The sequence below is a fragment of the Roseobacter sp. YIN89 genome (assembly GCF_057219365.1).
In genome coordinates, this window is record NZ_JBXVVD010000001.1 from 519,540 (window position 1) to 542,778 (window position 23,239).

Annotated in this window: 20 protein-coding genes; 7 read left to right on the forward strand and 13 right to left on the reverse strand. The window is 53.0% G+C overall.

The genetic code is table 11. From position 1 onward, the window contains the following. Positions 1-371 precede the first annotated feature (371 nt). Complete coding sequence (locus AC2D8V_RS02615) at positions 372-1,256, reverse strand: NAD-dependent epimerase/dehydratase family protein (protein ID WP_484731952.1); 885 nt, start codon at positions 1,254-1,256, stop codon at positions 372-374. A 107-nt stretch (positions 1,257-1,363) separates the two neighbouring features. Further along, entirely contained in the window at positions 1,364-1,666 is a 303-nt protein-coding gene (locus AC2D8V_RS02620) for a hypothetical protein (protein WP_484731953.1), read from the reverse strand. A 303-nt stretch (positions 1,667-1,969) separates the two neighbouring features. On the opposite strand from AC2D8V_RS02620, the gene AC2D8V_RS02625 reads away from it, so the two are divergent. The 4 genes from AC2D8V_RS02625 (at position 1,970) to AC2D8V_RS02640 (ending at position 5,853) form a co-directional block, all read left to right on the forward strand. Continuing rightward, positions 1,970-3,049, forward strand: coding sequence for a tartrate dehydrogenase (locus AC2D8V_RS02625; protein ID WP_484731954.1), 1,080 nt, complete (start codon positions 1,970-1,972; stop codon positions 3,047-3,049). A 48-nt stretch (positions 3,050-3,097) separates the two neighbouring features. After that, a complete protein-coding gene (locus AC2D8V_RS02630) occupies positions 3,098-3,940 on the forward strand; it encodes an alpha/beta fold hydrolase (RefSeq protein WP_484731955.1) in 843 nt (280 codons plus the stop codon). Positions 3,941-4,147: 207 nt separating this feature from the next. Continuing rightward, positions 4,148-4,570: a hypothetical protein gene (locus AC2D8V_RS02635; RefSeq protein ID WP_484731956.1), complete on the forward strand. Its 423-nt coding sequence runs from the start codon at positions 4,148-4,150 to the stop codon at positions 4,568-4,570. Further along, positions 4,567-5,853 carry a relaxase/mobilization nuclease domain-containing protein gene (locus AC2D8V_RS02640; RefSeq protein ID WP_484731957.1) on the forward strand — a complete coding sequence of 429 codons (1,287 nt, stop codon included), beginning with the start codon at positions 4,567-4,569 and terminating at the stop codon, positions 5,851-5,853. The genes AC2D8V_RS02635 and AC2D8V_RS02640 overlap by 4 nt, the downstream gene beginning before the upstream one ends. A gap of 17 nt (positions 5,854-5,870) precedes the next feature. On the opposite strand, the gene AC2D8V_RS02645 is transcribed toward AC2D8V_RS02640, so the two are convergent. Then, entirely contained in the window at positions 5,871-6,104 is a 234-nt protein-coding gene (locus tag AC2D8V_RS02645) for a hypothetical protein (RefSeq protein WP_484731958.1), read from the reverse strand. Positions 6,105-6,640: 536 nt separating this feature from the next. Here AC2D8V_RS02645 and AC2D8V_RS02650 point away from each other — a divergent pair. After that, positions 6,641-6,829: a hypothetical protein gene (locus tag AC2D8V_RS02650; RefSeq protein WP_484731959.1), complete on the forward strand. Its 189-nt coding sequence runs from the start codon at positions 6,641-6,643 to the stop codon at positions 6,827-6,829. Between the two features lie 712 nt (positions 6,830-7,541). Here the strand turns inward: AC2D8V_RS02650 and AC2D8V_RS02655 are convergent. Both AC2D8V_RS02655 and AC2D8V_RS02660 read right to left on the reverse strand, forming a co-directional pair. Continuing rightward, complete coding sequence (locus tag AC2D8V_RS02655) at positions 7,542-8,129, reverse strand: hypothetical protein (protein ID WP_484731960.1); 588 nt, start codon at positions 8,127-8,129, stop codon at positions 7,542-7,544. Beyond that, positions 8,113-8,733, reverse strand: coding sequence for a helix-turn-helix domain-containing protein (locus AC2D8V_RS02660; protein WP_484731961.1), 621 nt, complete (start codon positions 8,731-8,733; stop codon positions 8,113-8,115). The genes AC2D8V_RS02655 and AC2D8V_RS02660 overlap by 17 nt, the downstream gene beginning before the upstream one ends. A 135-nt stretch (positions 8,734-8,868) precedes the next feature. Here AC2D8V_RS02660 and AC2D8V_RS02665 point away from each other — a divergent pair, with 135 nt between their 5' ends. Then, on the forward strand, positions 8,869-9,114 hold the full coding sequence (locus AC2D8V_RS02665) for a hypothetical protein (RefSeq protein ID WP_484731962.1): 246 nt from the start codon (positions 8,869-8,871) through the stop codon (positions 9,112-9,114). Next, positions 9,114-9,332 carry a hypothetical protein gene (locus tag AC2D8V_RS02670; protein ID WP_484731963.1) on the forward strand — a complete coding sequence of 73 codons (219 nt, stop codon included), beginning with the start codon at positions 9,114-9,116 and terminating at the stop codon, positions 9,330-9,332. The genes AC2D8V_RS02665 and AC2D8V_RS02670 overlap by 1 nt, the downstream gene beginning before the upstream one ends. 59 nt (positions 9,333-9,391) lie before the next feature. Here the strand turns inward: AC2D8V_RS02670 and AC2D8V_RS02675 are convergent, their stop codons facing one another. The 8 genes from AC2D8V_RS02675 to AC2D8V_RS02710 all read right to left on the reverse strand — a co-directional run bounded on the left by AC2D8V_RS02675 (position 9,392) and on the right by AC2D8V_RS02710 (position 23,140). Further along, the gene (locus tag AC2D8V_RS02675) at positions 9,392-10,378 is read right to left on the reverse strand and encodes a metallophosphoesterase (RefSeq protein WP_484732649.1); all 987 of its coding nucleotides are present in this window, start codon (positions 10,376-10,378) and stop codon (positions 9,392-9,394) included. Between the two features lie 112 nt (positions 10,379-10,490). Then, complete coding sequence (locus AC2D8V_RS02680; RefSeq protein ID WP_484731964.1) at positions 10,491-10,751, reverse strand: hypothetical protein; 261 nt, start codon at positions 10,749-10,751, stop codon at positions 10,491-10,493. Between the two features lie 32 nt (positions 10,752-10,783). After that, the gene (locus tag AC2D8V_RS02685; RefSeq protein WP_484731965.1) at positions 10,784-11,689 is read right to left on the reverse strand and encodes an ArdC family protein; all 906 of its coding nucleotides are present in this window, start codon (positions 11,687-11,689) and stop codon (positions 10,784-10,786) included. Positions 11,690-12,071: 382 nt separating this feature from the next. After that, positions 12,072-15,572: a DEAD/DEAH box helicase gene (locus tag AC2D8V_RS02690; protein ID WP_484731966.1), complete on the reverse strand. Its 3,501-nt coding sequence runs from the start codon at positions 15,570-15,572 to the stop codon at positions 12,072-12,074. After that, positions 15,562-16,335: a Hachiman antiphage defense system protein HamA gene (locus AC2D8V_RS02695; protein ID WP_484731967.1), complete on the reverse strand. Its 774-nt coding sequence runs from the start codon at positions 16,333-16,335 to the stop codon at positions 15,562-15,564. Before AC2D8V_RS02695 ends, AC2D8V_RS02690 begins: the two co-directional genes overlap by 11 nt. Before the next feature lie 5 nt (positions 16,336-16,340). After that, positions 16,341-19,145, reverse strand: a complete 2,805-nt coding sequence (locus AC2D8V_RS02700) for a type I restriction endonuclease subunit R (RefSeq protein WP_484731968.1) — start codon at positions 19,143-19,145, stop codon at positions 16,341-16,343. Between the two features lie 279 nt (positions 19,146-19,424). Further along, on the reverse strand, positions 19,425-20,750 hold the full coding sequence (locus AC2D8V_RS02705; RefSeq protein ID WP_484731969.1) for a restriction endonuclease subunit S: 1,326 nt from the start codon (positions 20,748-20,750) through the stop codon (positions 19,425-19,427). Next, on the reverse strand, positions 20,750-23,140 hold the full coding sequence (locus AC2D8V_RS02710) for a type I restriction-modification system subunit M (RefSeq protein ID WP_484731970.1): 2,391 nt from the start codon (positions 23,138-23,140) through the stop codon (positions 20,750-20,752). Before AC2D8V_RS02710 ends, AC2D8V_RS02705 begins: the two co-directional genes overlap by 1 nt. Positions 23,141-23,239: the final 99 nt, after the last annotated feature.

Here is a 23,239-nt window from a genome sequence, read left to right on the forward strand (position 1 = left end):
AGTTCACAGAGTGAATCCGGTGGTAGCAGCGGTGCAATGCAATAAAGTCGGCGGCTTGCCTTTCGTCTTTCCCAAGGTTCGAATTGGTGCACGGCAAAACCGTCTTGCGAGAGAAGCGCCGCAGGATACATGACGCGCCAGTCCCAACGAGGCGGTATAAGCGCCGCAGCACATAGCTTTACCAGTTGGATTGCTGCAGATCCCGCCTTGTACCGGCGCTCCTCGCAAAAGGGGGTTGGATGACGTCGCGGCGCAAGAAGAGCAATACGATCTCTCGCGTCGCGTGGAGCGACACAGTGCTTCTGTGGCGGGTATCGCAGTCGGGGCACCTCCGAAGCAGGAGTATCCGACCAAAGCTGGAAAGACCTGTTCTAAGCCAGAGCGTCGCGCCATGAATATTTTGGCTGGAAGCCTACCAACTTCTTGGCCTTCTTGTTGGAGAAGAACGTTTCGTTCTCGTCCATTTCGCCGCGAACCTCGACGCCCTGATAGAACTGTTCGATCACCTGGTCGGAGGTGATCGCCACGGACATGTCGTCGTTCGATACGTTGAACACCTCATAACCCAAGCCGTCCGTTTTCAGGCAGCAATCGACCATGTGCCCTAAATCGCGCGCATCGATATAAGCAAAAATATTACGGCGGCGCAGAGCGGGGTTTTCCATGAAGGCCGGGAACATCTCTGCGTACTCGTGCGGCTCGATTACGTTGTTGATCCGCAAACCGTAGACGTCGGCGCCCGTCCGAGCCTGAAAAGACCGAGCAGTTACCTCGTTGCAGATTTTCGACATGGCGTAACTGTCGTGGGGAACGGTCGGGTGGGTTTCATCAACCGGTACGAAGTCAGGCTTCAACTCTCCGTCGGCGAAGCAAACGGCATAGGTCGTTTCCGAGCTTGCGAAAATGACTTTCGGGATCCCCAGCTTCACTGCCGCCTCGATCACGTTATACGTGGTCAAAGTGTTCTGCCGAAAGCATTCGCCGTCGGTGCCGATCATAACGCGCGGAACAGCCGCGAAATGCACAACGGCGTCATAGGTCGGAACACCGGTACCCGCGTCCAGTTCTGCGCTGTCGATGAACTGGGACATGGCGCCGATTACCTGACCCGCATCGCACAGATCCACAAGCAACTCGGGACAATCCAGGCCGGAGGGTGATTGGTCTACATTCACCACGTGGTGGCCCTGATCCTGCAAGTGCCGGATCGCCCATTTACCTGCCTTACCACTGCCGCCTGTAAAGAAAACTCTCATTTCATCCTCCGATTTTCAGCGCTTGAGTGCCGACCTTATTTGATCCCCATGATGAACTGCCGGAGGATTGCATAACAAGGCTTGGCCGAGAAAAGACGCAATATTTCTCATTTCTGCCGTCCGGCATTTGCAGTTTTAGGACGGGATACTGAGAAACCTTCACGATGCACTTCACGAGCCGCAGGACGTCTGCAGGTAGGACCCATGAAGATTCGGTGGCTGCCAGAGCGCGCTTTCCCTCTTGGTCTTACCCCAATTTTATTTCGCCAAGAAACAAAGGTTTCCTCCGGATTGATCGTGGAAATGCTGGAAATCATTGCCGTGACCTGAGAGTTGACCTCGTGGGGAGGGTAAAAGCCGGCGACAACAGCCACAATTCCAATTTCATAAGTGTTTTCGGCTTTGTGCATTCCGCGATCCGCTTCTGGGACATAAACCGCAAGTTAGAGACAAAGAGCCTAGCCAGACAGTTGCTCGGGTCCCCTTGGTTCAACTTTATCTGATACCGGTTTCTGACCAACGACCACTCTTGACCCAACTGTACCCCATGCTTCAAGGACTAGGAGCGATCAGGTCGAACGCAAAGGAGCTGTTTCCACGTAGTTCTTCGTTTCAAAAGCGTAACATCAAAAGCGACTAGAAAATGCGCGGCGATTCTATCGTTTGACTTCAAAACCTGCCCCGCTCGGATCGCGGCAACAAGGACAGAACACATGCCAAAGAACAGTTTTAAGATCGCAGTCATCCCAGGCGACGGGATCGGGAAAGAAACCACACCGGAAGGCATTCGCGTTTTGGAGGCTGCGTCGAAACGGTTCGATCTTGGTATTGATTTTGAAGATCATGAATTTGCCTCTGCCGACTATTTCGTCAAGCACGGGCAGATGCTTCCCGATGATTGGAAAGACCATTTGAGTGGGTGTGATGCCCTGTTTTTCGGGGCCGTAGGCTGGCCCGAAGTTGTACCCGATCACATCTCGCTTTGGGGGTCGTTAATCCAGTTCAGACGGGAATTCGACCAATATGTGAGTCTGCGCCCGGCGCGCGCAATGCCTGGCGTTCCGCTTCCATTGGCAGGGCGCGCGCCAGGTGACATTGACATGATGATCGTGCGAGAGAACACCGAAGGCGAGTACTCGTCCATCGGTGGCAAGATGTTCCCCGACACAGATCGAGAGATTGTAGTGCAAGAAACAGTGATGAGCCGCGTCGGTGTCGACCGCATCCTGAAATATGCATTTGAACTGGCGGCAAAACGCGGCAAGCATCTGACATCCGCTACCAAATCCAACGGTATCTCGATCACGATGCCTTATTGGGACGAGCGGGTCGCGGAAATGGCGAAGAATTATCCAGACATCGAGGTCGACAAGTACCACATAGATATTCTGACCGCCCAATTTGTCCTGCATCCGGACTGGTTTGACGTCGTCGTGGCGTCAAATCTTTTTGGCGACATATTGTCTGATCTGGGCCCTGCCTGCACCGGTACGATCGGGATCGCACCTTCTGGGAATATTAACCCTGAAGGGAAGTTTCCTTCGCTGTTTGAACCGGTCCATGGTTCCGCGCCGGACATCGCCGGTCAGGGTATCGCCAATCCGGTGGGGCAGATATGGGCAGGGGCCATGATGCTGGAACATCTGGGCGCGCAGGAGGCAAGCGCCTCGATTATCGCCGCTATTGAAAGGGTTTTGTCAGAGGCGGCTCTGCGCACGCGCGACCTTGGAGGGCCGGCTGACACCAAAACATGTGGTACGGCAATTGCGGACGCTGTCTTGGAAGGGCTGTAAGTGGTCGCCTCAGCTTTTCTTGAGGGCTTTGACGTTCAAAGAATTCAATTGCCTGATCTTACCATAAACTGCGCCACTGCAGGGACCGGGCCACCGATCTTGCTGTTGCACGGCCATCCGCAAACCCATGTGGTCTGGCGCAAGGTTGCCCCGCGCCTTGTGGAGGCCGGTTATCGAGTGATTGCGCCCGATCTCAGGGGCTATGGCGACAGCGACAAGCCTGAAAGCGATCCATCACATTTTCCATATTCCAAAAGGGTCATGGCGGCCGACCAGATTGCCCTGATGAAGCATTTGGGACATGAAACGTTTTCGGTAGTTGGCCATGATCGTGGTGGCCGGGTGGCGCATCGCCTCGCACTTGATTTTCCAGACGCGGTCGAACGGCTGATCGTTCTGGACATAGCCCCGACACTCACGATGTATACGCAAACCAATCAAGAATTTGCGACACGCTATTTTTGGTGGTTTTTCTTGGTACAGCCTGATGGGCTCCCTGAAAAAATGATCGCCTCAGACCCGGAGTATTTCCTGCGCAGACATGTTGCGGGCCAAGTCAAGGTTGAGGGATCTGTGGACGAAACGGCAATCGCTGAATACCTGCGCAGTTACCGTGATCCTGCCACTTTGCATGCGATTTGCGAAGACTACCGAGCGGCGGCCAGCATTGATCTCGACCACGATAAGGCAGACCGGACCAGTCGTATAACCGCACCGTTGTTGGCTGTCTGGGGTGAACAAAGCGTAGTTGGTGAACTATACGACGTCGCAGCGACCTGGCGGGAAAAAGCAATTCAGGTCACAGGCGTCGCCCTGCCATGTGGCCATGCAATCCCAGAGGAAGCACCAACAGAACTCACCGGACAGATACTTGAGTTTCTGGCGGGCTGACGCGTATCGCACAGCGCCAAGCTGAGAACAGCGACCGTGCCAAACTGTTAACATTCCGTCGAAGGCCTATGGTGCGCTCGTCGGGAAAAAGATTGAACTCCCAGTTCGATTCCCTAACCGATGAAGAAATAACACTTTTGTTCGAAACGCTCGAACTTTGGGAATACCATCTCGTACGATCAGACATGCCAAGTCTGGAGTGCGATGATGAGCACTTTAGACCATAACTTCAACGAGATAGCAGAGGATAAGGCACGTAGTGCCAACTATCCGCCGCCGTTTTCGATCCGCTTTACCTTTGAAGAACGGGCGCGTCTGGATGCTGAGCGCGGCAGGCATTCTCTGGCTGCGCATATCAGAGAGCGCCTGTTCGGCGATGAGGCCTCTGTCCGTAAGAAGCCAGGGAACACAGCTGTCGAAGATGCGGAGGCATTGGGGCGTGTACTGGGGGCTTTGGGCGGCTCACGCCTATCTCAGAACCTCAACCAGCTTGCCAAAGCCGTGAACACAGGTTCGCTGCCCGTTACGCCAGAGACGGAGGCTGATCTGGTCGCCGCGTGCAAGGAAGTCAGGGAACTGCGCAATGATCTGCTGCGCGCGCTCGGCAAATTGCCAGGAGCCGCGCCATGATCCTAAAGGCCAAAGAACGGGGCGATGGTGGACAACTCGCGCGCTATCTTCTGGCCACGCGCGACAATGAGCATGTCGAGTTGCACGAGGTCTCAGGGTTCGTCAGTGATGATCTTCTTGATGCCTTCCATGAAGCCGATGCCATCGCGCGCGGGACGCGCTGTAAGAACTATCTGTTCTCGATTAGCCTGAATCCACCCGAGGGCGCTTACGTCGAAACCGAAGTCTTCGAAAAGACAGCAGGCCTGATCGAAAAAAAGCTCGGTCTCGAAAACCAACCCCGCGCCATCGTCTTTCATGAAAAAGATGGCAGACGCCATGCACATGTTGTCTGGTCGCGTATCGATAGTGAAAAGATGCGCGCAATCAATTTACCGCACTACAAGACGAAGCTCCGCGATGTCTCGCGTTCGCTTTATCTCGAACATGGCTGGGACATGCCGCGCGGTTTGCAAGATCGACGCCTTCGTGATCCGCTGAACTTCACGCGGGAAGAATGGCAACAGGCCAAGCGCGCAGGTGTCGATCCGCGTGAGATCAAGGTCGCGCTTCAAGATGCCTGGAAGCACTCTGACAATCGCGGGTCGTTCGAAGCAGCGCTGAAAGAGCGTGGCTTCTGGCTGGCAAGAGGAGATCGTCGCGGATTTGTGGCGCTGGATTATCGCGGTGAGATTTATTCGCTCTCGCGCTATGCAGGGGTCAAGACCAAAGAGCTCGAAGCCCGTCTTGGTGATCGTGAAGCCCTTCCATCCGCTGAGCAGGTTAAAGCGACGATTGCGCAGACCATGACGCGCAAGTTGCAGGAGTTCGTCAAAGAAGTCGAAGCCAGCACAAAGCAGCGCCTTGCCATGCTGGACTTCAGAAGAACCGAGATGGTCGCGCGGCATCAAGACGAGCGCGCTATGATCAACAGGGCCCATGAGATGCGTTGGCAGGCTGAAAGCCAACAGCGCGCTCATCGCCTGCCAAGTGGGTTCTCAGGGATATGGCATCGACTTACTGGTCAATATGCCAAGATCAAAGATCAGAATGAGCAAGAGACACTGCTCGCATGGCAGCGTGATCGCGCGGAGAAAGACGCGCTCATCTTCAAGCAGATCGAAGAGCGTGAAGCCCTACAGCGCGATATCAAGCGTCAGAGATCACTTGCCAGCGGCGAACTGATGCAACTGCGCAAAGACGTCGCGAACTATCGTGAAATTGAGCGCCCTGATCCTGAGCGAGGCCGCGAAGAAGAGCGGCGTCGATCTCGCCAAAGAACTCGCCGCCCATCGGGGCCGTAGGCACTGGCAAGGGGCGCTTATGCGCGCCCCTCGGTTTGCTCTTCAGGGGCATCTTCGAGTGGAAGCCGCAGGACGATGCGCCCATTGATCGGACAAGTTTCAAGCTGGAGCGTGTAGCCTTTGCCGTCTTTGTGCGGCCAGGCTGCACCGACCTTGTTCCAGTAGGATTTCTCGCCCCTCTCGGTGACGTGCCATGCCAGATATTCAGGGGCGTTTTGTGCTGGGGTGTTGTTTTTATTTTCGCGTGCCATGGTGTCATCTCCTTTGTTTGGGTTGGCTTGCTAACGCCCTCCCGATAGGCCGAAGGCAAAGGGTCGCAGGTCATGGTCAACACGGCTGCCGTCAGGCAGGTGGTGCGGGCAGGCCATTGAAATGCGACGCCGCATTCGGTCAGGGATTCATGGGTGTTCTCTTGCATGCCGACCCAGACCAAGGGGATCAGGGGTACGGGTGACGCAAAGACATGGCGCGCCCACGCCGAACGATCCTCTTGGGCCAACTTCGCTTTTCCCGAGTTCGATAATCCGTATGGAGCAAAGTCGCGTGCCGCTCGCTTCGAGAAGGCAAAGCCGTAGCGCGACAACTGCGTTTTCTTCCGCCCAATCAGATAGTCCAGAGCTGCTGCCATAGCGGTGCTAGCTGCAAACCAGTGATGCGACCATCGCGCATCCTTGCCCTTTGTCCGTAGAGACGCCCGACCCATCAGAGCCTTCATAGGCGGATGATGATGTGCGGGGCCGAAAGGCCCTGAGCGGTTCGGGGCCTCCTTGAACAAAAGGAGGATACGATGAAACTCGTCTCACGATTTGAAGCGGCAACACTTGGCACCGCAGAACTATATGGATTGCGCAAAGAAGCGTTCATCGCTTTTTCTGGCTCTGCGCGTGGCTCTCAGGAGCAGCGCAACGCACTTGCCTCGATGTGCGCTATCGAGAGCGAACTCGCGAAGCGAAAGCCAACGATGACGTGGCGCTAAAGTCTATTGATTATCTGTATGTCTAAGCTCGATGCTGCTTGGGTCGGACCTGACAGATTGCTTTTGCGCTATGAGAAGACCCTGATAGACAATAATCGTAGCCGTAATGAGTACAGCCATCAAAATAGCCGTAACCTTCAAAATCTTTCTTACCCTCTCGTGCAATTAGTTACCCCTATTTGATGTCAATATAGCGCCCTGCATCATTCACATTCATCCCATGCTTCGTGAAGGACGTGTGATCTCCAGAAGAAGGGGTTTTTGTAAATTGCAAATAACCGTAAACGGCACAGGCTAAAGTTAGAACTAATCCGATTGCTAGACCTGTCAGCCTGACTGCTTTCTGTAAATTAGAAACATTTTTCATTGCGCGTCTATTTTACCTTTGGTCGCAAAGCGTTAACCGTGGGCTTGAGGCCATTGGTCTGTTCGGTACTACTTTTGTGTGGCTCTTTTTACACAACAAGAACCAATGACAAAATGGGGCCGACGACCGCAACAATGATGGCGGTAAGAAGAATTCTTTTTTGACCAAATTTGTTCATTTCTCATTATAGCACAAATCTCTTTAATCAGAAAAATACTTATGTTTTTCAGCGTGATGTAGGGGTTCTGCGCTGCCGCAAAACAACTCCATCTGATCATTGCTCCAGCCCGTGCGTTCGGCTTCATGATCGAGCCATGCGGTGACAAAAGCCGCGGCGTTTGCACGCTAAGCAACCCTTGCTGCTGGTCTACGAAAATCTCGAACATGATCTGTGGCTAGGTGCTCCATCTGCATCTTGTCGCGATAAAACCGTGTGAGAGTCGGCGAATGCGTTTCGTGCTGAGACCAGTAGACAATATCGTTCTCAGCAAAGTGTTTCGCGAAGATCATCTCGAAGAAGGCCTTGCCTCGCCCGCCTCCTTCGTTGCCAGGGAAGAGCCCCAGATTGTCGATCTCCAAGACACGAACATCATTGGCCGCCGACCAGAAGCGACCCTTGAGCGGTTGCTGCACACGTGACACCAGCGCATAGCCGATGATGGGTTCGGCTTCCCGTTCATCACGTAGTCGATAGAGAGTTGTCCCTGATTGTGCGAGCTTCGCGCGCAGAGCAGCTTCGTTGTAGCGCTCCTGATCTTTCCAGCCCCATTTTTCACTCACGCGGCTCATGAGCGGATCGAGGTTCTCAAACGTCGGCTCTATCTGTTCGATAGACAAAGCGTTTGACCAATTGCGGTTATAGATGCCAGCAAGAAGACCTTGCTCGTATCGCAGTTTGGTCAGTTGCCAGTGATGCTTAGGAACTAACGACATGCGCCTTGTCCCATGAGTTAAGCATTAGCTGGCTGATTGAAGACGCAACACCTTGTTGCTCGATCACTGTGACTGTCAGTTCGTTGGAAAAATCAACAATGGCCAGAACTCCGCAGAACACGAAGATCGTCTTGTCATTAAACTGATCACTTGGAATGGCGCGATACTCGGCGTAAGCGGAGCCGAATGCGGTTTCGTCGCCTTCTTCCACGATCACGCGGTAAGTGAAGCGATCTTTGATCTTTTCCATCCGCTCCTTGTGCACTGATAAGAATTCAGCACCGAGCGCGTCGATGAAGTTTTGAGAAACGCCGTTATAGAGCCATATGTCGCCACCAAACTTGCGCAACTTCTCATATTGGTAGTCGTAGAAATCGCGGAATCCTTTTTTTCCCGTGAAGGTCAATATTCCGGATGGGGCTTGCCGGACGCCGTCAAAATCCAAGAATTCAATGCCCTTCGAGGTATAGAAAAGCTCTAGGTTTCGATGGTTTTCCGACGAAAGGCTGCTTTTCTCGCTTTCTGCGGCCGAAAGCGTGTTTGTAGAGACGCCAATGGCCTCTGCAACCTCACCTTGGCTTAAGTTTAATTTGGCTCTCGCCATTCTCATTTGCGCTGAATTCATGAATTTTTCTAAGTAAACTTTAAATAATTACAAAGCATTAACCAATTCTTTACCATTTGTCTATAAAAACATTCAATATATTGAATATGTAAATTATTTGAACGGGGAAATACTATGATTGCATTGAAAAAGATTGGAAGCAGAGCGTGGAAAGCTCTTCATCCGAAAAATGACAATAGCTGCGAAATCTCGCTTTTTGATGTCAAAGAACTCTATGACGCGGCCTATGCTGAGAAAGCCAAAGCGCGGGTGAGCTTGAAGCGCTTCCGCGCATTACTCGACAAGGCAGAAAAGCTGGATGCGGCTTATCGCTTACAACTCGCCCAGGCCAAAACGGTTCGCTATGGGAGGGCAGCATAATGAAGACAACATACCAAACAGGCTCACGCCTCGAATATGATCTGCGCTTTCAGAACTTTCTAAACAAGCTGATCAGCGTCTCGAACTTGCACCCGAGAGAACTCTACCTCTACCCCTTGATGGACAAGGTGGTGTTCAAGGACTTTGAAACCGCCATCGGCGGCACCATTGCCGACTTTGCGAGAGCATCGAACGACAACGATCCAGCGCTCCCTTAACCGAACTCACGACTATCCCCTTAATGTGAAGCGGCTGGCCGAGAGGCCAGCCAATCGGTCTAGGCTGGCACACTCAGCACATTGGTGAGTGATATCTCGTCAATCGTGTCGTCCTCGACATGATAGGCGAGCAGCGGGCCGTCTTTTCCGGCGGAATAGTCCAGGCATAATGCGTTCTCTGACTGCATGACCGGCGTTCCTGTGAGCCAGTAGTGACCAAAGAAGACGGGTTTCGACTTGCGCGAATATGTCGAGCCAACAATCTCTGGCGGTATCGGTGTTTGTGGCAGATCGTTTATGTCGGGAACCGACATCGCGATGTCCCGCCAGTGTTTGGCATCGTCGTTCCACCATTTGACTCTAACGTCGCTTCGTACGGTGCCGTCCTTGTCGGCAAATGAATAGCCATCCGGCAATGGGACCTCGGGTCCCTTTGTGATTGTTTCTGCAAGCGAAAACAGTGCATCCGCCTTGTCAGCTGCTTTGATGAATTGCTCTTCTGAGAGCACGCCGTTCGAGCTGATGCTAGCGAGTTGGTCAACGGCGCCTTCATTCCAACACGCATGCACAGCACGGAAGCCATCGAATTCTCGGAACAACGGCAAGGTGCGCATCCATTCGATGACCTCGCGGGCTTCTCGGCTCCCGTGCGAAAACTCATTCAAGAAGCTGGCGTGCTGGCGCAGATTCTTTTCAGAGTGCGCGCGTAGCGGCTCGCCTGTTTCTGGATGCAGCGTGTGGAAATGAATAGCGTTCAGTTCATGGTTGCCCATCACGGCATGCGCCTTGCCGGAGTCGATCAAGTCGCGAACAGTTGAAATCACCTCAGCATTCTTGGGGCCACGGTCGATGAAATCGCCCAAGAAGACGATTTCTTGGTCTGGATGTGCGCTTACCCATCCTGACGCGCCTTTCTTCCAGCCCAGATGTGCGAGCAAGCCGTGCAGCTTCTCGGCTTGGCCGTGAATATCAGGGATGATCAGATACTGAATTTCGAACTCCTTTTTTTCAAACTTGCGCGTCGCCGCAAGTAATTGAATTATAATATAATTACACTGCCATCATCGCACTATCTTGTCCATGGACTCGATGCTTTCCTCGCGTCTTCCACGAAGGGTACGGCTGGCCGAATGGCCAGCCGAAAATTTCCCCCTCTACTCAAAACAAACTCAACTGATCATTGCTCCAGCCCGTGCACGCGGCTTCATGATCAAGCCATGCGGTGACAAAGGCGACTGCGCCTCCGTAATGCGCGACTGTGCCAGCGTTCACAAAGTGTGAGCGGTATCCCGTCTCGGTGACGGGCAGCGCGGCCTTGTTCTTCGTTCGCAGTTCGACGTGATCGACCATGCCGAATTTCTCGGGCGTGAAGGTGATCTCGATTTCGACGTGCCGCCATGTGATATTGTGCTGTTCCATGTCCTTACCTCCCCTTGCGGGGAGCCGCCGCTTTACGCGGCGACTCCTTCTTCTTGGTTTTCAGGAGTAGCTTGGAAGCTGTGCAGGAAGTCGGCTGCGCGCTGCGCATGCGCCGCAGCGGAAAAAATCGCGCGCTTGTCGTCTTTCAAGACTTTGAGCCAGCTCTGAATATAAGCCGCATGATCGGTGCCCGCCTCTGGGGTCAGTCCCAGATCAGCGCACAAGAAGGCCGCGCCAAGCTCGGCAACAAGCTCTTCGCGCGCGTAGCCTTCATCGCCCCACTTCTTGCGTCCGAATTCACGGTCAAGGCGTTTGGGGTGCTTCGTCCAATGGGTCAGCTCATGCGCTAGGGTCGCATAGTAGCTCTCAGGGCAATTGAAGCATTCAAAGGGCGGCATCTGCACATGATCGCTGCCGCCTGAGTAGAAAGCACGATTGCCACCATGACGGATATCAGCACGGGTTGTGGCAAAGAACTCTTCCGCATGGTTGATGCGCTGCGCCCCATTGATCACGGGCTCGGGCTTGACGTAGTAGTGTTCGGGCAAGCCGTCGATCTGCTCGACGTTGAACACGGTGTAAGCCTTCATGAAGGCAATTGAGCGCTCGTCCTCGCTGCCGTCGTCTTGCTCTTCTGTCTTGGTGATTGTGTTGGCATAGACCACCTGATTGCCGCGCTCGCCTTTGCGGACATGCGCGCCAAGTTCCTTGGCTTGCTTGAAGGTCATCCAGTACGGCGAGAAAAACCCTGCTTCGATTGCTGCTCCCCAGAGCATCAGCACGTTGATACCACTGTAGGCCATGCCGTTGTGACGGAGTGGCTTTACAATCCGCCCCTCCATGTTTCCGGCTGACCAAGGCTTGAGCCAAGTCAGCTCGCCGTGCTCCAGATCGGCAATAATCTTGTCGGTCACTTTTTGATAAATATCTTGTTTCATTGGCTTTTCCTTCTCTTTGGTTAGTCGGTTGCGCGTGCAACCGGACTAGGCCCGCGCCAATGAGCGGGGGGAGAGCCGTCCAGACCGTAGCCAGCGGAGGGGGATCACCCGCCCTGCACAAATCGAAGATGCGGAAGGTCGGGGAGACCGCTGGATGCGCCCGAAGATCAAACGAAGGGCTCGGTCTTGACGGAGGACGGGGTCGCAGACCCCAAAAAAGAAAAAAGAGGAAGTCAGCCCGCCTAGGCTGGCATCAGATCACGCGCAAGGGATGGAAGCCGCATGGCCGAGACCTCAGGCTCGGTTCACGACAGCCCGACCTGAAAGGGGGCGCCGAAGAAGAATAAAAAGTATCTTAAGAAAGACTTTGACCCGCAATGAGCTAGACAAAAAGCTCCGCCAACGGTTCTGGCCCAATATATCGCACATTGAGAATGTCAGGGTCTGCACTCATCTTGGCAATAACAACCCCCTGCGGAGCGCTTGCCAGATTGCCATTTAATCTTCCAATAGCTGTCATGGACGCAGATAACAGAAGGACTTCTTCACCTGTCTTCAAGAGGCGGACGCTTGCACCCTCGACAAAGTCCTTCTCGGTATCGAACAGCTCTATCGAAACGGCAGTGTCTTGGGCTTTCCAAATGGATCTTTCTGGAGGAATGTACTCTCTTGTGAACTCAACCCAGAGACCACGACTTTCAGGAGTTGGCCAGTTTTCATCCTCACTGAGCACGTGAACCAAATCCGAGTCTAACCAAGCTTTTAGTTCCTGAGAGTTGATAAACTTCGCCTGTGTATCCTCTACAGCTTTTATCGCAGCAAGTCGCGACGTAAAGCCTGCCTGCATTAGGGTCGCGGCACTCAGATTCAGTGTTCCTGTTTCAATAGCTGGCACGGCTAACCCGACCTCAAAGTCATCAATTGTAAACAAGCCATCGTCATCGAAGGTGTCTCCGTTCGCCTCCGCTCGCACTCTCACAGACTCGATGCCCCATGGCAGCTTGTAGATCAGTCCATTCTCTACAAAGCGGAGAGCATCCGACGCGTTCCCTGCCGTGAACTCAGCGAGAGGCCTACCCTCCAACCAGGCCTGAAGGATATTCTTCCAGTTATCCGGAAAGGGGTCAGGGACAAACGGGTGAATGCCAAAAATGATCTCTGCCAGACCGGTGATTGCGGCTATTGCGTCCTCAGCCTCTCCGTCATTAATGTGAGCGTTTGCCGCCACCAAGAGATCGTTGGCATTTCCAGCCGCTGCATCAAGCATTTGCCCGGTCCGCAGTCCTACACCAGCAAGGAAGTATCCACGCCTTTGCGGCGCTGTACTTTGCTCCCAGATAGCGTTGGCACGCGCTTTTAATGTACCCGTTAGCAGGGACTGGATGTCCTCGTTGTGATGTTGAAGGCGTCGATGCCAGAGCGATGACTGCAATATATCGTCCAACTGTGCGGATATCTCCGCCGCGTCTAGTTCTTGATCCCCGAGGAGGCTCAAGAGCGCCGTATCCAAAATGGTGATGTATCTTTCCCAATCTTGAGCTTCGGCCTCGCGCTCATCCTCGTCTTCTCCAGCTATCTCTGGAAAATCCCACGCGGCAGCATTGTTGACGATGTATTCAAGAAGGTCATCTGTATCCGCGAGACCAAGCGCTTTGCTTAGCCGCACAATGAGCGTAACCACCAAACGAAGAAGGCCGCTTTCGAGACTATGTTTGCTCGCTTGGCCAATCAGGGTCTCCCATTGGTTTCGCCGGTAATCATGATTGTTAAATATCGGAAACAGGACTAGGCCTTCCACATCGATAAATGCCCGACCTGCGCGACCAATAACATTCTTAAATTCCGAAGCTGGTATAATCTCCCCGCTTCTGTGAAGCGAATGGATCACGACCGCAGTTGCGGTCAGGTTGAGCCCCTGCGCAAGCGTTGGCGAAGACACGGTGATCTTGAGGACACCGTCTCTCAGCAACCGCTCCATTTCTTTTCGAAACGGCGTTGGCAGAGCGCCATGATGGATCGCTATCCCCAGAGATAGACATTTCAGGATTGGATGACCTTCACCAAGCCATTCCTGGCCGATGCTCATTGCTGAGGCTAGAACTTCCTGATCGGCGGCCAGTACGGATTGCAAAAACCCTCTTTGCGCCAGATCGACAATGGCCTTAGCAAACGGCTCTACAGAGCGCCTCATCGGGCAGTAAATCAAGACCGACTGGCCGTCTTCGACAAGCCGCCATGCTGTGGCTAAAACTAGTTCGCGCTGATCGCGTGGGAATGGGGCTGTTCTCTGCCCGCTGGTCGGATGCCTTTGCCCAAAGAAAGTCGGGACGAAGGGTTTTTCTTCACCGACGCGAAGCTCAAGGCGTGCGCGGTTTGTTCGCCAAAGGACCTCTCCAAAGCGTATGCGCGTTGGCCGCCAATCGACAGAGACGGCGTCCCCCTCCTGATCTCGACGGAGCCAACCTACAAAATCATCAAACTGATCACCATCTGGAAGAATGGCCGAAAGACAAACGATGCGCCTTTGATCGGCGTCAGGTCTCTTTAGCAACCTTTGAATCTGTAGCTCATAACGAACTTCGCGCTCACCAAGTCCGATCATGTGCCCTTCGTCGAGGACGACGAGACCGACATCATCCAATATTGCCGGATCATTCCGCAGTGCAAAGTCGAGCTTTTCAGGCGTCGCCACGACGATGTGTCTGCTTTTCAAAGCATCTTCTTCAAATCCGCTGGTTCCCATGCTGCCGTAGAGAGCCGAAATTGTCTTTCCGAGTGGTCCGAAAGTTCTGCGGAGGCCGGCTTCGGTCTGCGCAGAAAGGGCGCGCAGCGGCGTTACAAAAACAACGCGCTTTCCCTGAGCCAGACACCGCAGGATACAAAGCTCAGCGACACGCGTCTTTCCTGCGCTTGTTGGCAGTGAGACGACAAGGTTGTCGGTCGTATCAATGGAGCGGCGTGCACCTTCGAGTTGCGAGGGCCACAGCTCGATCTCGGATCGTTTTCTTCGGAACAAAGAGGAAATCAGAAGTGAGCGGAGCTCTCCCCATGCCTCATTGTCGTCACTAGGGACGTCCGGCGGCAGAATTTCGTGGAAGCTTGAATGCCAAAGATCATCCAACAAGTGGATCGCCAAACGAAAACACCACCACTGCGGAACCATGTTCGATGCACCAGCGCCTTCCAACCCACTTGTCAGTTCCTCCCGCGCCTGTTGCACAAGTGCTGGCTCGCCTGTCTCCAGAGCAAGGAGATATGCCCCTAAGCCGCCGTAGAAGACATCAAGGAGTGCTCGATCCAAAGCGTCTGACAGCGGGTCGGCGTCCTGGTCACTTTCTGACGCTTGATCTAGTTGGTTGAGTCCCTCAATGAGAGCTTCATCCGAACCCAAACCGCCCAATCGCCATTCAAATATATCTCCTTCGAGGTCATCTAAGGAACGGAGAATGAGCAAGGCAAGGCCTCGCTCCATCTTGGATAGATTGGCGTCATCTATGGTTTCATTCAGCAAAGAGAAAGCCCGAGCTGACAGACGTGCCAGATGAAATGCTGCTGCTGCCAGGAGTCTGAAGAACCCCTTGCGCGGATCGTCGGGCTTCCCCTTCGAAACGACGGCTTCAATTGCTTCGCCTGCGCGCTCAAAAGCGGAGCGCATTAGAGCTTCATCGCCGCCTTCTTCTCGAAGGCGAATACCGAGTAAAAGCAATGAGTTCCCGTAGCTGAGAAGATCGTACGAAAGGGTTGGAATGAATGCTGGTGCGCCTTCGGGTAACTCCCCGTCTCGCCAGATCATCGCCCGCGCTTGCCCGCGCGCTAGCAAACTTCCTCGATAGCCAGGTTCGATTGCACCTGCGACAAGCTCCTGAACCTCTTCAAGATTCATCGTCGCCACCTATCGCCTTATAGATCGCCCTGATGAAGTCCTGATGCTCCGGCACGACAAGTCCGACGCTGGATTGAGAAATTGCTCCTGCGTAAGTTTCCAAGTCGGCTCGCAGAAGACCTTTGGTATCGTTGCCGCTAAAAGTGAAGAGCATATGCTGTGCTTGAGCTGCTGAGATTTCTCCGACTAGCTGCGCTCTTCGTATTTGATCTGAGAGGCCAACTTCACCAATCTCGCTAAGCCTATCGCCAACAAATGCGAGAGCATGTGGGGATGGTAATCCATTGTCGCCATCCAGAGCTGTTCTGGCTTTGGAAACGGTGTCCTCGTCCATGTCCTTTTTGCTCTTCGCTTCCACTTTGAGAAATCGAATCGGATGCGGATCATTAGCTGGACAAACGCCAATGACGTCGTCGCCTTTCATCGCCCAATTGCGATTGTCCCGCCACCACAGCTTCTTTATCGGAGCTTCGAATTCCGTCTTCTCAGAAATGAATTCGGATGCAAAAATCTCTCCCAGATCACCTGAGCGGAGATTTTGCTTCGGGGGTAGCTTTCCGCGCAAGTGCTTTGCTGCGGCATCCTTCCCAAGTTTCTCAAGAATGTCTGCGACGTCCGCCGCACGTGCATAGTGGTCGGGAACTACGGCTACCGTGTTGTCGTGCGCTACTTGTTCATGGCCGTTTCGTAGGATCAAGACACGTAAGGTGTGCCCATTGACCTCGTGTTCTGTTTCGTCGCTCCACTCGTCGAACGAGGCCATGAATACTAAACACCTTTTTCGTTGATAACTCGTTCCATACTTTGCTGCCAAGCTGCTTTAAACGCTGGATCGTTAGCAAAGAGCTTGTAGAGTTCAAGCTCATCCTTTCGCCGTTTGAGCATGACTTCACGTAGCATCTTTTCGAAAGCAAGCTCCCGATTATGCGGGTCTGGGTTGTTCTCATACTTGGTTTCAAAGTCTGGGTGCGCGCGAACACTCTCTGCGATATTGATGAATTTTACGCGCTGCTCTTCAGGTGTCGCGCTCCAACCCTGGAACCATCTCTCGTTGAACGTCCTGATAATCTCATCAAGCGCCTCAGTCTCGGGCTCACCTTCACGATGGCCGCGTGGGTTGGGGTTCTGGGGATCGACCTCGGTGGGGGAGTCATCAAGCCCTATGGAGTGACTGAGCTTGACGCGTTCCAGTCCATAAGACGACAGATCAACGGATTCCAGCAACGCGTCGAGCGCATCCCGACTGGGGTCTTCGATCTTGAGCTTTGGAACGAGGAACTTGAGGAACCAAAAGAGTTTTTCCCACTCAATGATTTCGAAGGGCATGATGGCGGCCATCTGCCCGTAAATTTTTACAAACTGCTTGGCTTTAATCTTGAAATCGATCTTTGCTTGGTCGTCTAGCTCAAGCTCGGAGTTGAAGCGCGCGGCCGCAACATCAATTATCGGGCTCAACTGCTGTGCATCTTCGTCATTGAAGTAGCGTGTAACAAAATCCTCGACTTCGCCTGCCTCATAGACGCCGACATCGTCCAGCATCGCTTTGAGTTCATGAAGTACATTGACGTCTGTCGCCTCGGACAAGCTGGTCGCGGTATAGAACGGATCAAAGGCTGTCTTGATGTCCTCGACGCTATTGAAGAAGTCGAGAACGAAGAGGTCTTCGGTTCGCTTGCCAAGCTTGGGTGCAGAGCGGTTCAAACGCGAAAGCGCCTGAACGGCCAGGACGTGCTGGAGCTTCTTATCAACATACATCGCAGTGAGTTTTGGTTGGTCAAAGCCAGTCAAATACTTGTTCGCAACGATCAGAAGTCGGTACGTGTTTTCGACGCTCTGGCCGTTTAACTTCATTGGCTTGCCGTCTTTGTCGTAGCCGTCAAAGTAGTCGCGTGTGTCTGCATCGGAAAAGCCGTTCATGCCAGATTCTGTGTAGGCAATACCGTCCACGGTCTTCTCTCCTGAGAAGGCGATGATGGCTTTGAACGGCCAGCCGCGTTCTTCCAGAAGTCGCATCACCGCCTTGTAGTATCGGATCGCTGCCTCAATGTTCTGAGTGATGATCATGCCTCTAGCACGGCCACGCAGTTTCTTGGCATTGACCACATTTGGAATGAAGTGATCGAGAATGATCTCGGCTTTGGTGTCGATGGTTTGCTGGCTACGCTCGACATAGGCACGCAGTTTCTTCTGTGCCTTCTTCGTGTCAAAGTCAGGATTATCCTGAATGGATTTCTGGATTTCGTAGTAGCTTTTGTAGGTCGTGTAATTGGCTAAGACATTGAGAATAAACTCTTCCTCGATGGCTTGCTTCATACTGTAGAGGTGGAAGGGCTCGAAACTACCATCAGCCTGCTGTTCTCCGAACTTTTCAAGCGTGGTGTTCTTCGGCGTAGCTGTAAAGGCAAAGTAAGAAGCGTTACCGCGCATCTTGCGGGATTGCATCGCTTTCAAAATCTTGTCCTGCGCATCCTCTGCATCGGCTTCTTCACCATCTGCACCCATTGCGCGGTTCATGTTGTCGTGCGCGAGACCACTCTGGCCGCTATGCGCCTCATCAATGATCACGGCAAAACGCTTGTCGCTGAGATCAGCAATCCCATCGATGATGAAGGGGAACTTCTGGATAGTTGTGATAATGATCTTCTTGCCGCCTTCAAGTGCGGCTTTGAGGTCTGATGACTTGAACGCGGGCGCGACGATGTTTTTCACTTCGGAGAAGTTGCTGATGTTTTCGCGCAGCTGTTTGTCCAGCAACCGCCTGTCAGTTACGACGATCACAGAGTCAAAAAGCGGCTGATCTAGATCAAGACCGCCCGCTGCCTTCTTGGTCTTTGGATAGCTTTCGATCAGCTGGTACGCGCTCCAAGTGATCGAATGGGACTTACCAGAGCCAGCGGAGTGCTGGATCAGGTAGCTATGTCCGACGCCAGTTTGCGCTGTATGTGCAATCAGCTTCCGCACGACGTCGAGCTGATGATAACGCGGAAAGATCAGCGTCTTTTTTGCAAGCGGATCGCTTTTCTTACCTTCAAGCAAGGCGAAGTGCTGGATGATCCCAGCAAGGCTTTCCTTGGTGAATACCTCTTCCCAGAGATAGGCGGTCTTGTGTCCGTTCGGGTTGGGCGGGTTGCCCTCACCATGATTGAAGCCCTTGTTGAAGGGCAGGAAGAAGGTGGACTGTCCAGCCAGCTTCGTGGCCATGAAGACCTCGTCGGTATCCACGGCCATGTGAACCAGCGCCCGCCCGAATTGCAGCAAGGGCTGCATTGCGTCCCGATCTTTCTGATACTGCTTGCGCCCATGAAAACGGGCGGTCTGTCCCGTCCAGGCATTTTTGAGCTCCAGTGTGATAAGCGGTAGCCCGTTTAGGAAGAGAACCATGTCGATTTCTTCGAGCGGGTTGGATTTCGAGTAGCGAACCTGCCGCGTCACGCTGAAGATGTTCGCTGAGAAGTTGTCATGCACCTTGACCGACGAGCTGGCCAAGGGCGCGGGATACATCAGGACAAAGAACGCATCATCGACCTGCAAACCCTTCTTCAGAAGGTGCAGCACGCCGTGCTTCTTGATCATGCGGTCGAAGCGTTCGAGGATTTTGCGCTCCCAGTCGGAAGGGTTGCGCGTCTTGAGCTTCTCCAGCTCTTTGCCTTGTGTTTCTTCAAGGAACTGCCAAAAGAGTTTGGTATCGAGCGCGTACTGCGCATTGAAGTCGAGCGGACTACCGATCCGATACCTTGCTGCATCCTCGGGCTGAGGCTGGCCTGCAAGCTCTTCAGTCGTGACGCCTGTCAGATGCTTTTGTATCGCCTGCTCAAGTGCAATCTCTTTTGTGTTACTGACCATGCCCGCCCCTCAAATCACTTTAATTTTGCCTGTAACTGCCGCATTTATCAGCGTGGACTTGTATTCTCTCAGCGCATCAATCTGGCGCTGTTTCAATTCAATTGCAGCCTCAACCTTACCAACCTCTCGATCAATGTGCCGCACGATCTCTTGTTGCTCCTTAATCGGTGGAATAGTAATCGGTGCCCGCTTTAGTTTTGGCCAGTACAAATTCCTTTGGATAGTACCGACTCCCTTCGAGTTCATTAGATAGTGCGCGACAGTTGTACCTACTCTGAAATAGTAATTCGAAAAATCGCTATCGAATGCTTCGCTGAGCCTCAGCACGATATAGGCCGGACTGACAATGCCAGTGTGACTGGAAACACCAACAGAGCCCCTCCAGGCTTGTTGGTTGTTCAAAACCAAATCACCAGGCTCAACTGCCTGGTAATTCGATAGATCAAGGCTGGTGGCGTTCGTCCGTTTTTCATCCACATCAGAGAAGCGGATGACACCTTTGTCGAGATAGACCGAAAGCAGCTCCCAATCAGCGCAGTTTGTTATCGACTTGATTTTAGCCTTTGTCAGCAACGGCAAGACCTCCCAATGCGCCGGGATTTGGCCGATCCAATCGATACCGCTGTCTTTCGTGGGGGCGTCGGGGTTCAGGCCCTTGGTGACGGCCTCTTGGATGATGATCTGCTTGCGCTCGCGCAAAAGGGCAATCTGCCCTTCCTTGATCTTCACCGCGCGATCAATCTTGTTGTTCTTCTCGTCAAGAAAACGGGCGATGGCTTGTTGCTCGGGTAACTCTGGAAACCAAGCAAAGTTCGACTTTAGCAGCGCGTTCGTAACGCTAAAGACCTTAACCCCTTTAACCTTTCGGCGCGTTTGGTTGCGGGCTGTTTCTGATGCCAATACATAAGCTACAAACCTGGGTGAAATACTCGCGAATGGCCGTGCAACGATTGTATGGTACCCAGCAAATGTCTTTGTGTCGCTATCAAGAACCGTGAAATTTCCCGCCCCTTCCAAGTCTTCGGAAGTGTCTGCGAAAACAAAATCACCTCTGCGCAAAAGTGATTTTGGAGATTCCGATAGATAGCTTTCATCAACACATTTAAGGTCATGCCTTTCGGGGGCTACCTCGAAGGGGTACTTTGAATGGACCTCACCATAGCTCACACAAGGAATTCCTGTATCTTGCAAGTTTTCCTTGGTAATGGTTAACCCTTTCGAAAATTTGAAAATGTCCCGAAGGCGCATCACATTCCAGCCGCTGGGTATTTTACCAAGCCAGTCTAAGCCACTATCTTTATAGCTCTCATATCGCGGATATTGTGGCAGCTGCATTATGCCACCTCCACGGTGGGCTTTTCCTCAAGGCCAAGGATATCCGCGATCAACCCGTCTGCCTGCGTCTCCAGGTCCAGAAGATCGGTTGTCACATCCTCCAGCGCGCGCAGCGGTTTGTGGCGGTAGAAGTATTTGTTGAAGCTGATCTCATACCCGATCTTGACGCTATCCATATTGATCCATGCCTCGGGCACGTAAGGTTGCACCTCGGTCAGGAAATAGTCGTGGATGCCATCCTTCAGCGGCACGCTTTCCGCATCGCGCAGATCAGAATTGTTCTCGTAGATCAGGTAGCTGCCATCTGCTTGCTTGTAGTAGCCGAAGTCAGCGAGGTCATCTTCGGAGCAACCATAGCGATGGGTTAGCTCGGATATATCACTGGAAGAGAGCTTGGACTTCTTCTTGATGACCTTCTCGGCGCCTTCATCGTACCAACTCACCACATTCAGGATCGCGTTCTTCTCAGAGGCTGAAAGCTTAATCTTCTCAGCCTTTAGCGTCTTTTCGACCTGTGCTTTGAAGATGTTGTAGTCGTCAGTCTCTTTGGTACCGATCTTCTTCATCAAGGTGTGCGCGTTTTGGAGAAGCTCGCGGAGCTGATGCCAATACTTGGTGTCGAGCAGCTTGCCGCGTGCCTTCGCGTTCAAGCTGATGTCATTGTCTTCGCACCAAGTGAGGATTGTCTTTGTGCGCTCTTTGAGGAAGCCTGTCTCGTAGACCTGATCACCATGTTCATGCCAAAGGTGCTCCATAGGCTCACGCAAGGATTTGTCGAAGCGAAGAGGTTCGAGGCGTTCCGCGCTGAAGCCAGCCCGTCTGCGGTCTGGGCGTTCGATGGTGACTTTGTGGTAGCCAAAATCCTCGTTGTCGAAGATTTGCACCGCAATGCCCTGCGGGTCGTCGTTTTCATCCAGCTTCCGCTCAATGGGAGTGAAATCGAGATATGCCTTCGTGATTTCGTCAACGTGTTCCGGTGCAAACTCGCAGTTCTTGTCCCCTAAGTTCTTGCGAAGCTTGCGGAAGAGTAGGTTAGCATCGAGCAACTGTACCTTGCCCTTGCGGTCGTTAGGCTTCGCGTTCGATAGAAGCCAGATGTAGGTGGTGATGCCTGTATTGTAGAAGAGGTTGTTCGGCAGCTGGATGATCGTGTCGAGCAGATCATTCTCGATGATGTAGCGTCGGATGTTGCTCTCGCCGCCGCCTGCATCGCCCGTAAAGAGGCTTGAGCCGTTGTGAACGGAAGCGATCCGAGAGCCAGTCGGACTGTCCGACACGGGCTTCATCTTGTTGACCATCTCCATCAAGAAAAGGAGCTGGCCGTCGCTTGAGCGTGGGGTGGCGTCGCATGTCTCTTTGTTGCCCCAGTAGTCTATCAGATCGACCTTGAAGCGACTATCGATGACATCCTTGCCGTCCTTGATGAACTTCTGCTCGCTCGACCAGCTCTTACCGTAGGGAGGATTGGAGAGCATGAAGTCGAAGCGTTTGCCCGCAAACTCGTCGGTGGAGAGCGTCGAGCCGACCTTGATGTTCTCGGGGTTGTTGCCCTTGATCATCATATCGGACTTACAGATCGCGTAGGTCTCGTCGTTGATTTCTTTGCCATAAAGATAGACGTCACCCGTCGCGCGGATCGCCCCCTCAACATCGGTGATGTAGTTCTGCGCTTCAGTGAGCATGCCGCCGCTACCGCAAGCAGGGTCGTAGATAGTCATGACGCTCGGCAGCTGATCCTTGATCGGATCGAAAATTAGATGCGTCATCAGATGGATCACCTCGCGCGGCGTAAAGTGCTCCCCTGCTTCCTCGTTGTTCTCTTCGTTGAACTTGCGGATCAGCTCTTCAAAAACGTAGCCCATGCCAAGGTTCGAAAGGCCAGGCAAGTGGTTCCCGTCTGGGTCTTCACGGTCATGCGGCGTCAGGTTGATCCGAGGCGAAACGAATTTCTCAATAACGTCCAAGAGCACATTTTTGTTGGCCATATGACGCATTTGCTCAAGGAGTTTGAAGCGCTCAACGATTTCTTTGACGTTGTCGCTGAAGCCGCCGAGATATTCCTCGACATTGGCCAATAGAATTTGCTGGTTGTTGGTCGCTGTCCCGTAAATCTTTTGGAGCGTCCATTTGCTTGTGTTGTAGAAGACATAACCTGAAGCCGCTTTAAGAGGTTCTTCGTCGAGTTCGACCGCGTCCATTTCCTTGCGCTGAAACTCGACCTCCTCAAGAACGGCATCCTTCGTATCCTCAAGAAGCGTATCTAGTCTCCGCAATACGACCATTGGCAAAATGACGTCGCGATATTTTCCTCGTACGTAAACGTCGCGAAGGCAGTCGTCTGCGATAGACCAAATGAAGGATACTAGTTTGTTATGAGAAACGGTGTTCATGTCTTCTTCTGCTCTTTCGGGCTGTTCAGTTTGCGGTCTAACTGCATGCCACGTCTGTCGGATTTGATGGCTACACCTTAGCAAAAAGCCCAAGCTCCG

What these genes read in the sequence shown, in the direction of transcription:
- AC2D8V_RS02615 (WP_484731952.1), bottom strand. Translation starts at nt 1,256, where the DNA reads ATGAGAGTTTTCTTTACAGGCGGCAGTGGTAAGGCAGGTAAATGGGCG.
- AC2D8V_RS02620 (WP_484731953.1), bottom strand. Translation starts at nt 1,666, where the DNA reads ATGCACAAAGCCGAAAACACTTATGAAATTGGAATTGTGGCTGTTGTC.
- AC2D8V_RS02625 (WP_484731954.1), top strand. Translation starts at nt 1,970, where the DNA reads ATGCCAAAGAACAGTTTTAAGATCGCAGTCATCCCAGGCGACGGGATC.
- AC2D8V_RS02635 (WP_484731956.1), top strand. Translation starts at nt 4,148, where the DNA reads ATGAGCACTTTAGACCATAACTTCAACGAGATAGCAGAGGATAAGGCA.
- AC2D8V_RS02640 (WP_484731957.1), top strand. Translation starts at nt 4,567, where the DNA reads ATGATCCTAAAGGCCAAAGAACGGGGCGATGGTGGACAACTCGCGCGC.
- AC2D8V_RS02645 (WP_484731958.1), bottom strand. Translation starts at nt 6,104, where the DNA reads ATGGCACGCGAAAATAAAAACAACACCCCAGCACAAAACGCCCCTGAA.
- AC2D8V_RS02650 (WP_484731959.1), top strand. Translation starts at nt 6,641, where the DNA reads ATGAAACTCGTCTCACGATTTGAAGCGGCAACACTTGGCACCGCAGAA.
- AC2D8V_RS02655 (WP_484731960.1), bottom strand. Translation starts at nt 8,129, where the DNA reads ATGTCGTTAGTTCCTAAGCATCACTGGCAACTGACCAAACTGCGATAC.
- AC2D8V_RS02660 (WP_484731961.1), bottom strand. Translation starts at nt 8,733, where the DNA reads ATGGCGAGAGCCAAATTAAACTTAAGCCAAGGTGAGGTTGCAGAGGCC.
- AC2D8V_RS02665 (WP_484731962.1), top strand. Translation starts at nt 8,869, where the DNA reads ATGATTGCATTGAAAAAGATTGGAAGCAGAGCGTGGAAAGCTCTTCAT.
- AC2D8V_RS02670 (WP_484731963.1), top strand. Translation starts at nt 9,114, where the DNA reads ATGAAGACAACATACCAAACAGGCTCACGCCTCGAATATGATCTGCGC.
- AC2D8V_RS02680 (WP_484731964.1), bottom strand. Translation starts at nt 10,751, where the DNA reads ATGGAACAGCACAATATCACATGGCGGCACGTCGAAATCGAGATCACC.
- AC2D8V_RS02685 (WP_484731965.1), bottom strand. Translation starts at nt 11,689, where the DNA reads ATGAAACAAGATATTTATCAAAAAGTGACCGACAAGATTATTGCCGAT.
- AC2D8V_RS02690 (WP_484731966.1), bottom strand. Translation starts at nt 15,572, where the DNA reads ATGAATCTTGAAGAGGTTCAGGAGCTTGTCGCAGGTGCAATCGAACCT.
- AC2D8V_RS02695 (WP_484731967.1), bottom strand. Translation starts at nt 16,335, where the DNA reads ATGGCCTCGTTCGACGAGTGGAGCGACGAAACAGAACACGAGGTCAAT.
- AC2D8V_RS02700 (WP_484731968.1), bottom strand. Translation starts at nt 19,145, where the DNA reads ATGATCAAGAAGCACGGCGTGCTGCACCTTCTGAAGAAGGGTTTGCAG.
- AC2D8V_RS02705 (WP_484731969.1), bottom strand. Translation starts at nt 20,750, where the DNA reads ATGCAGCTGCCACAATATCCGCGATATGAGAGCTATAAAGATAGTGGC.
- AC2D8V_RS02710 (WP_484731970.1), bottom strand. Translation starts at nt 23,140, where the DNA reads ATGAACACCGTTTCTCATAACAAACTAGTATCCTTCATTTGGTCTATC.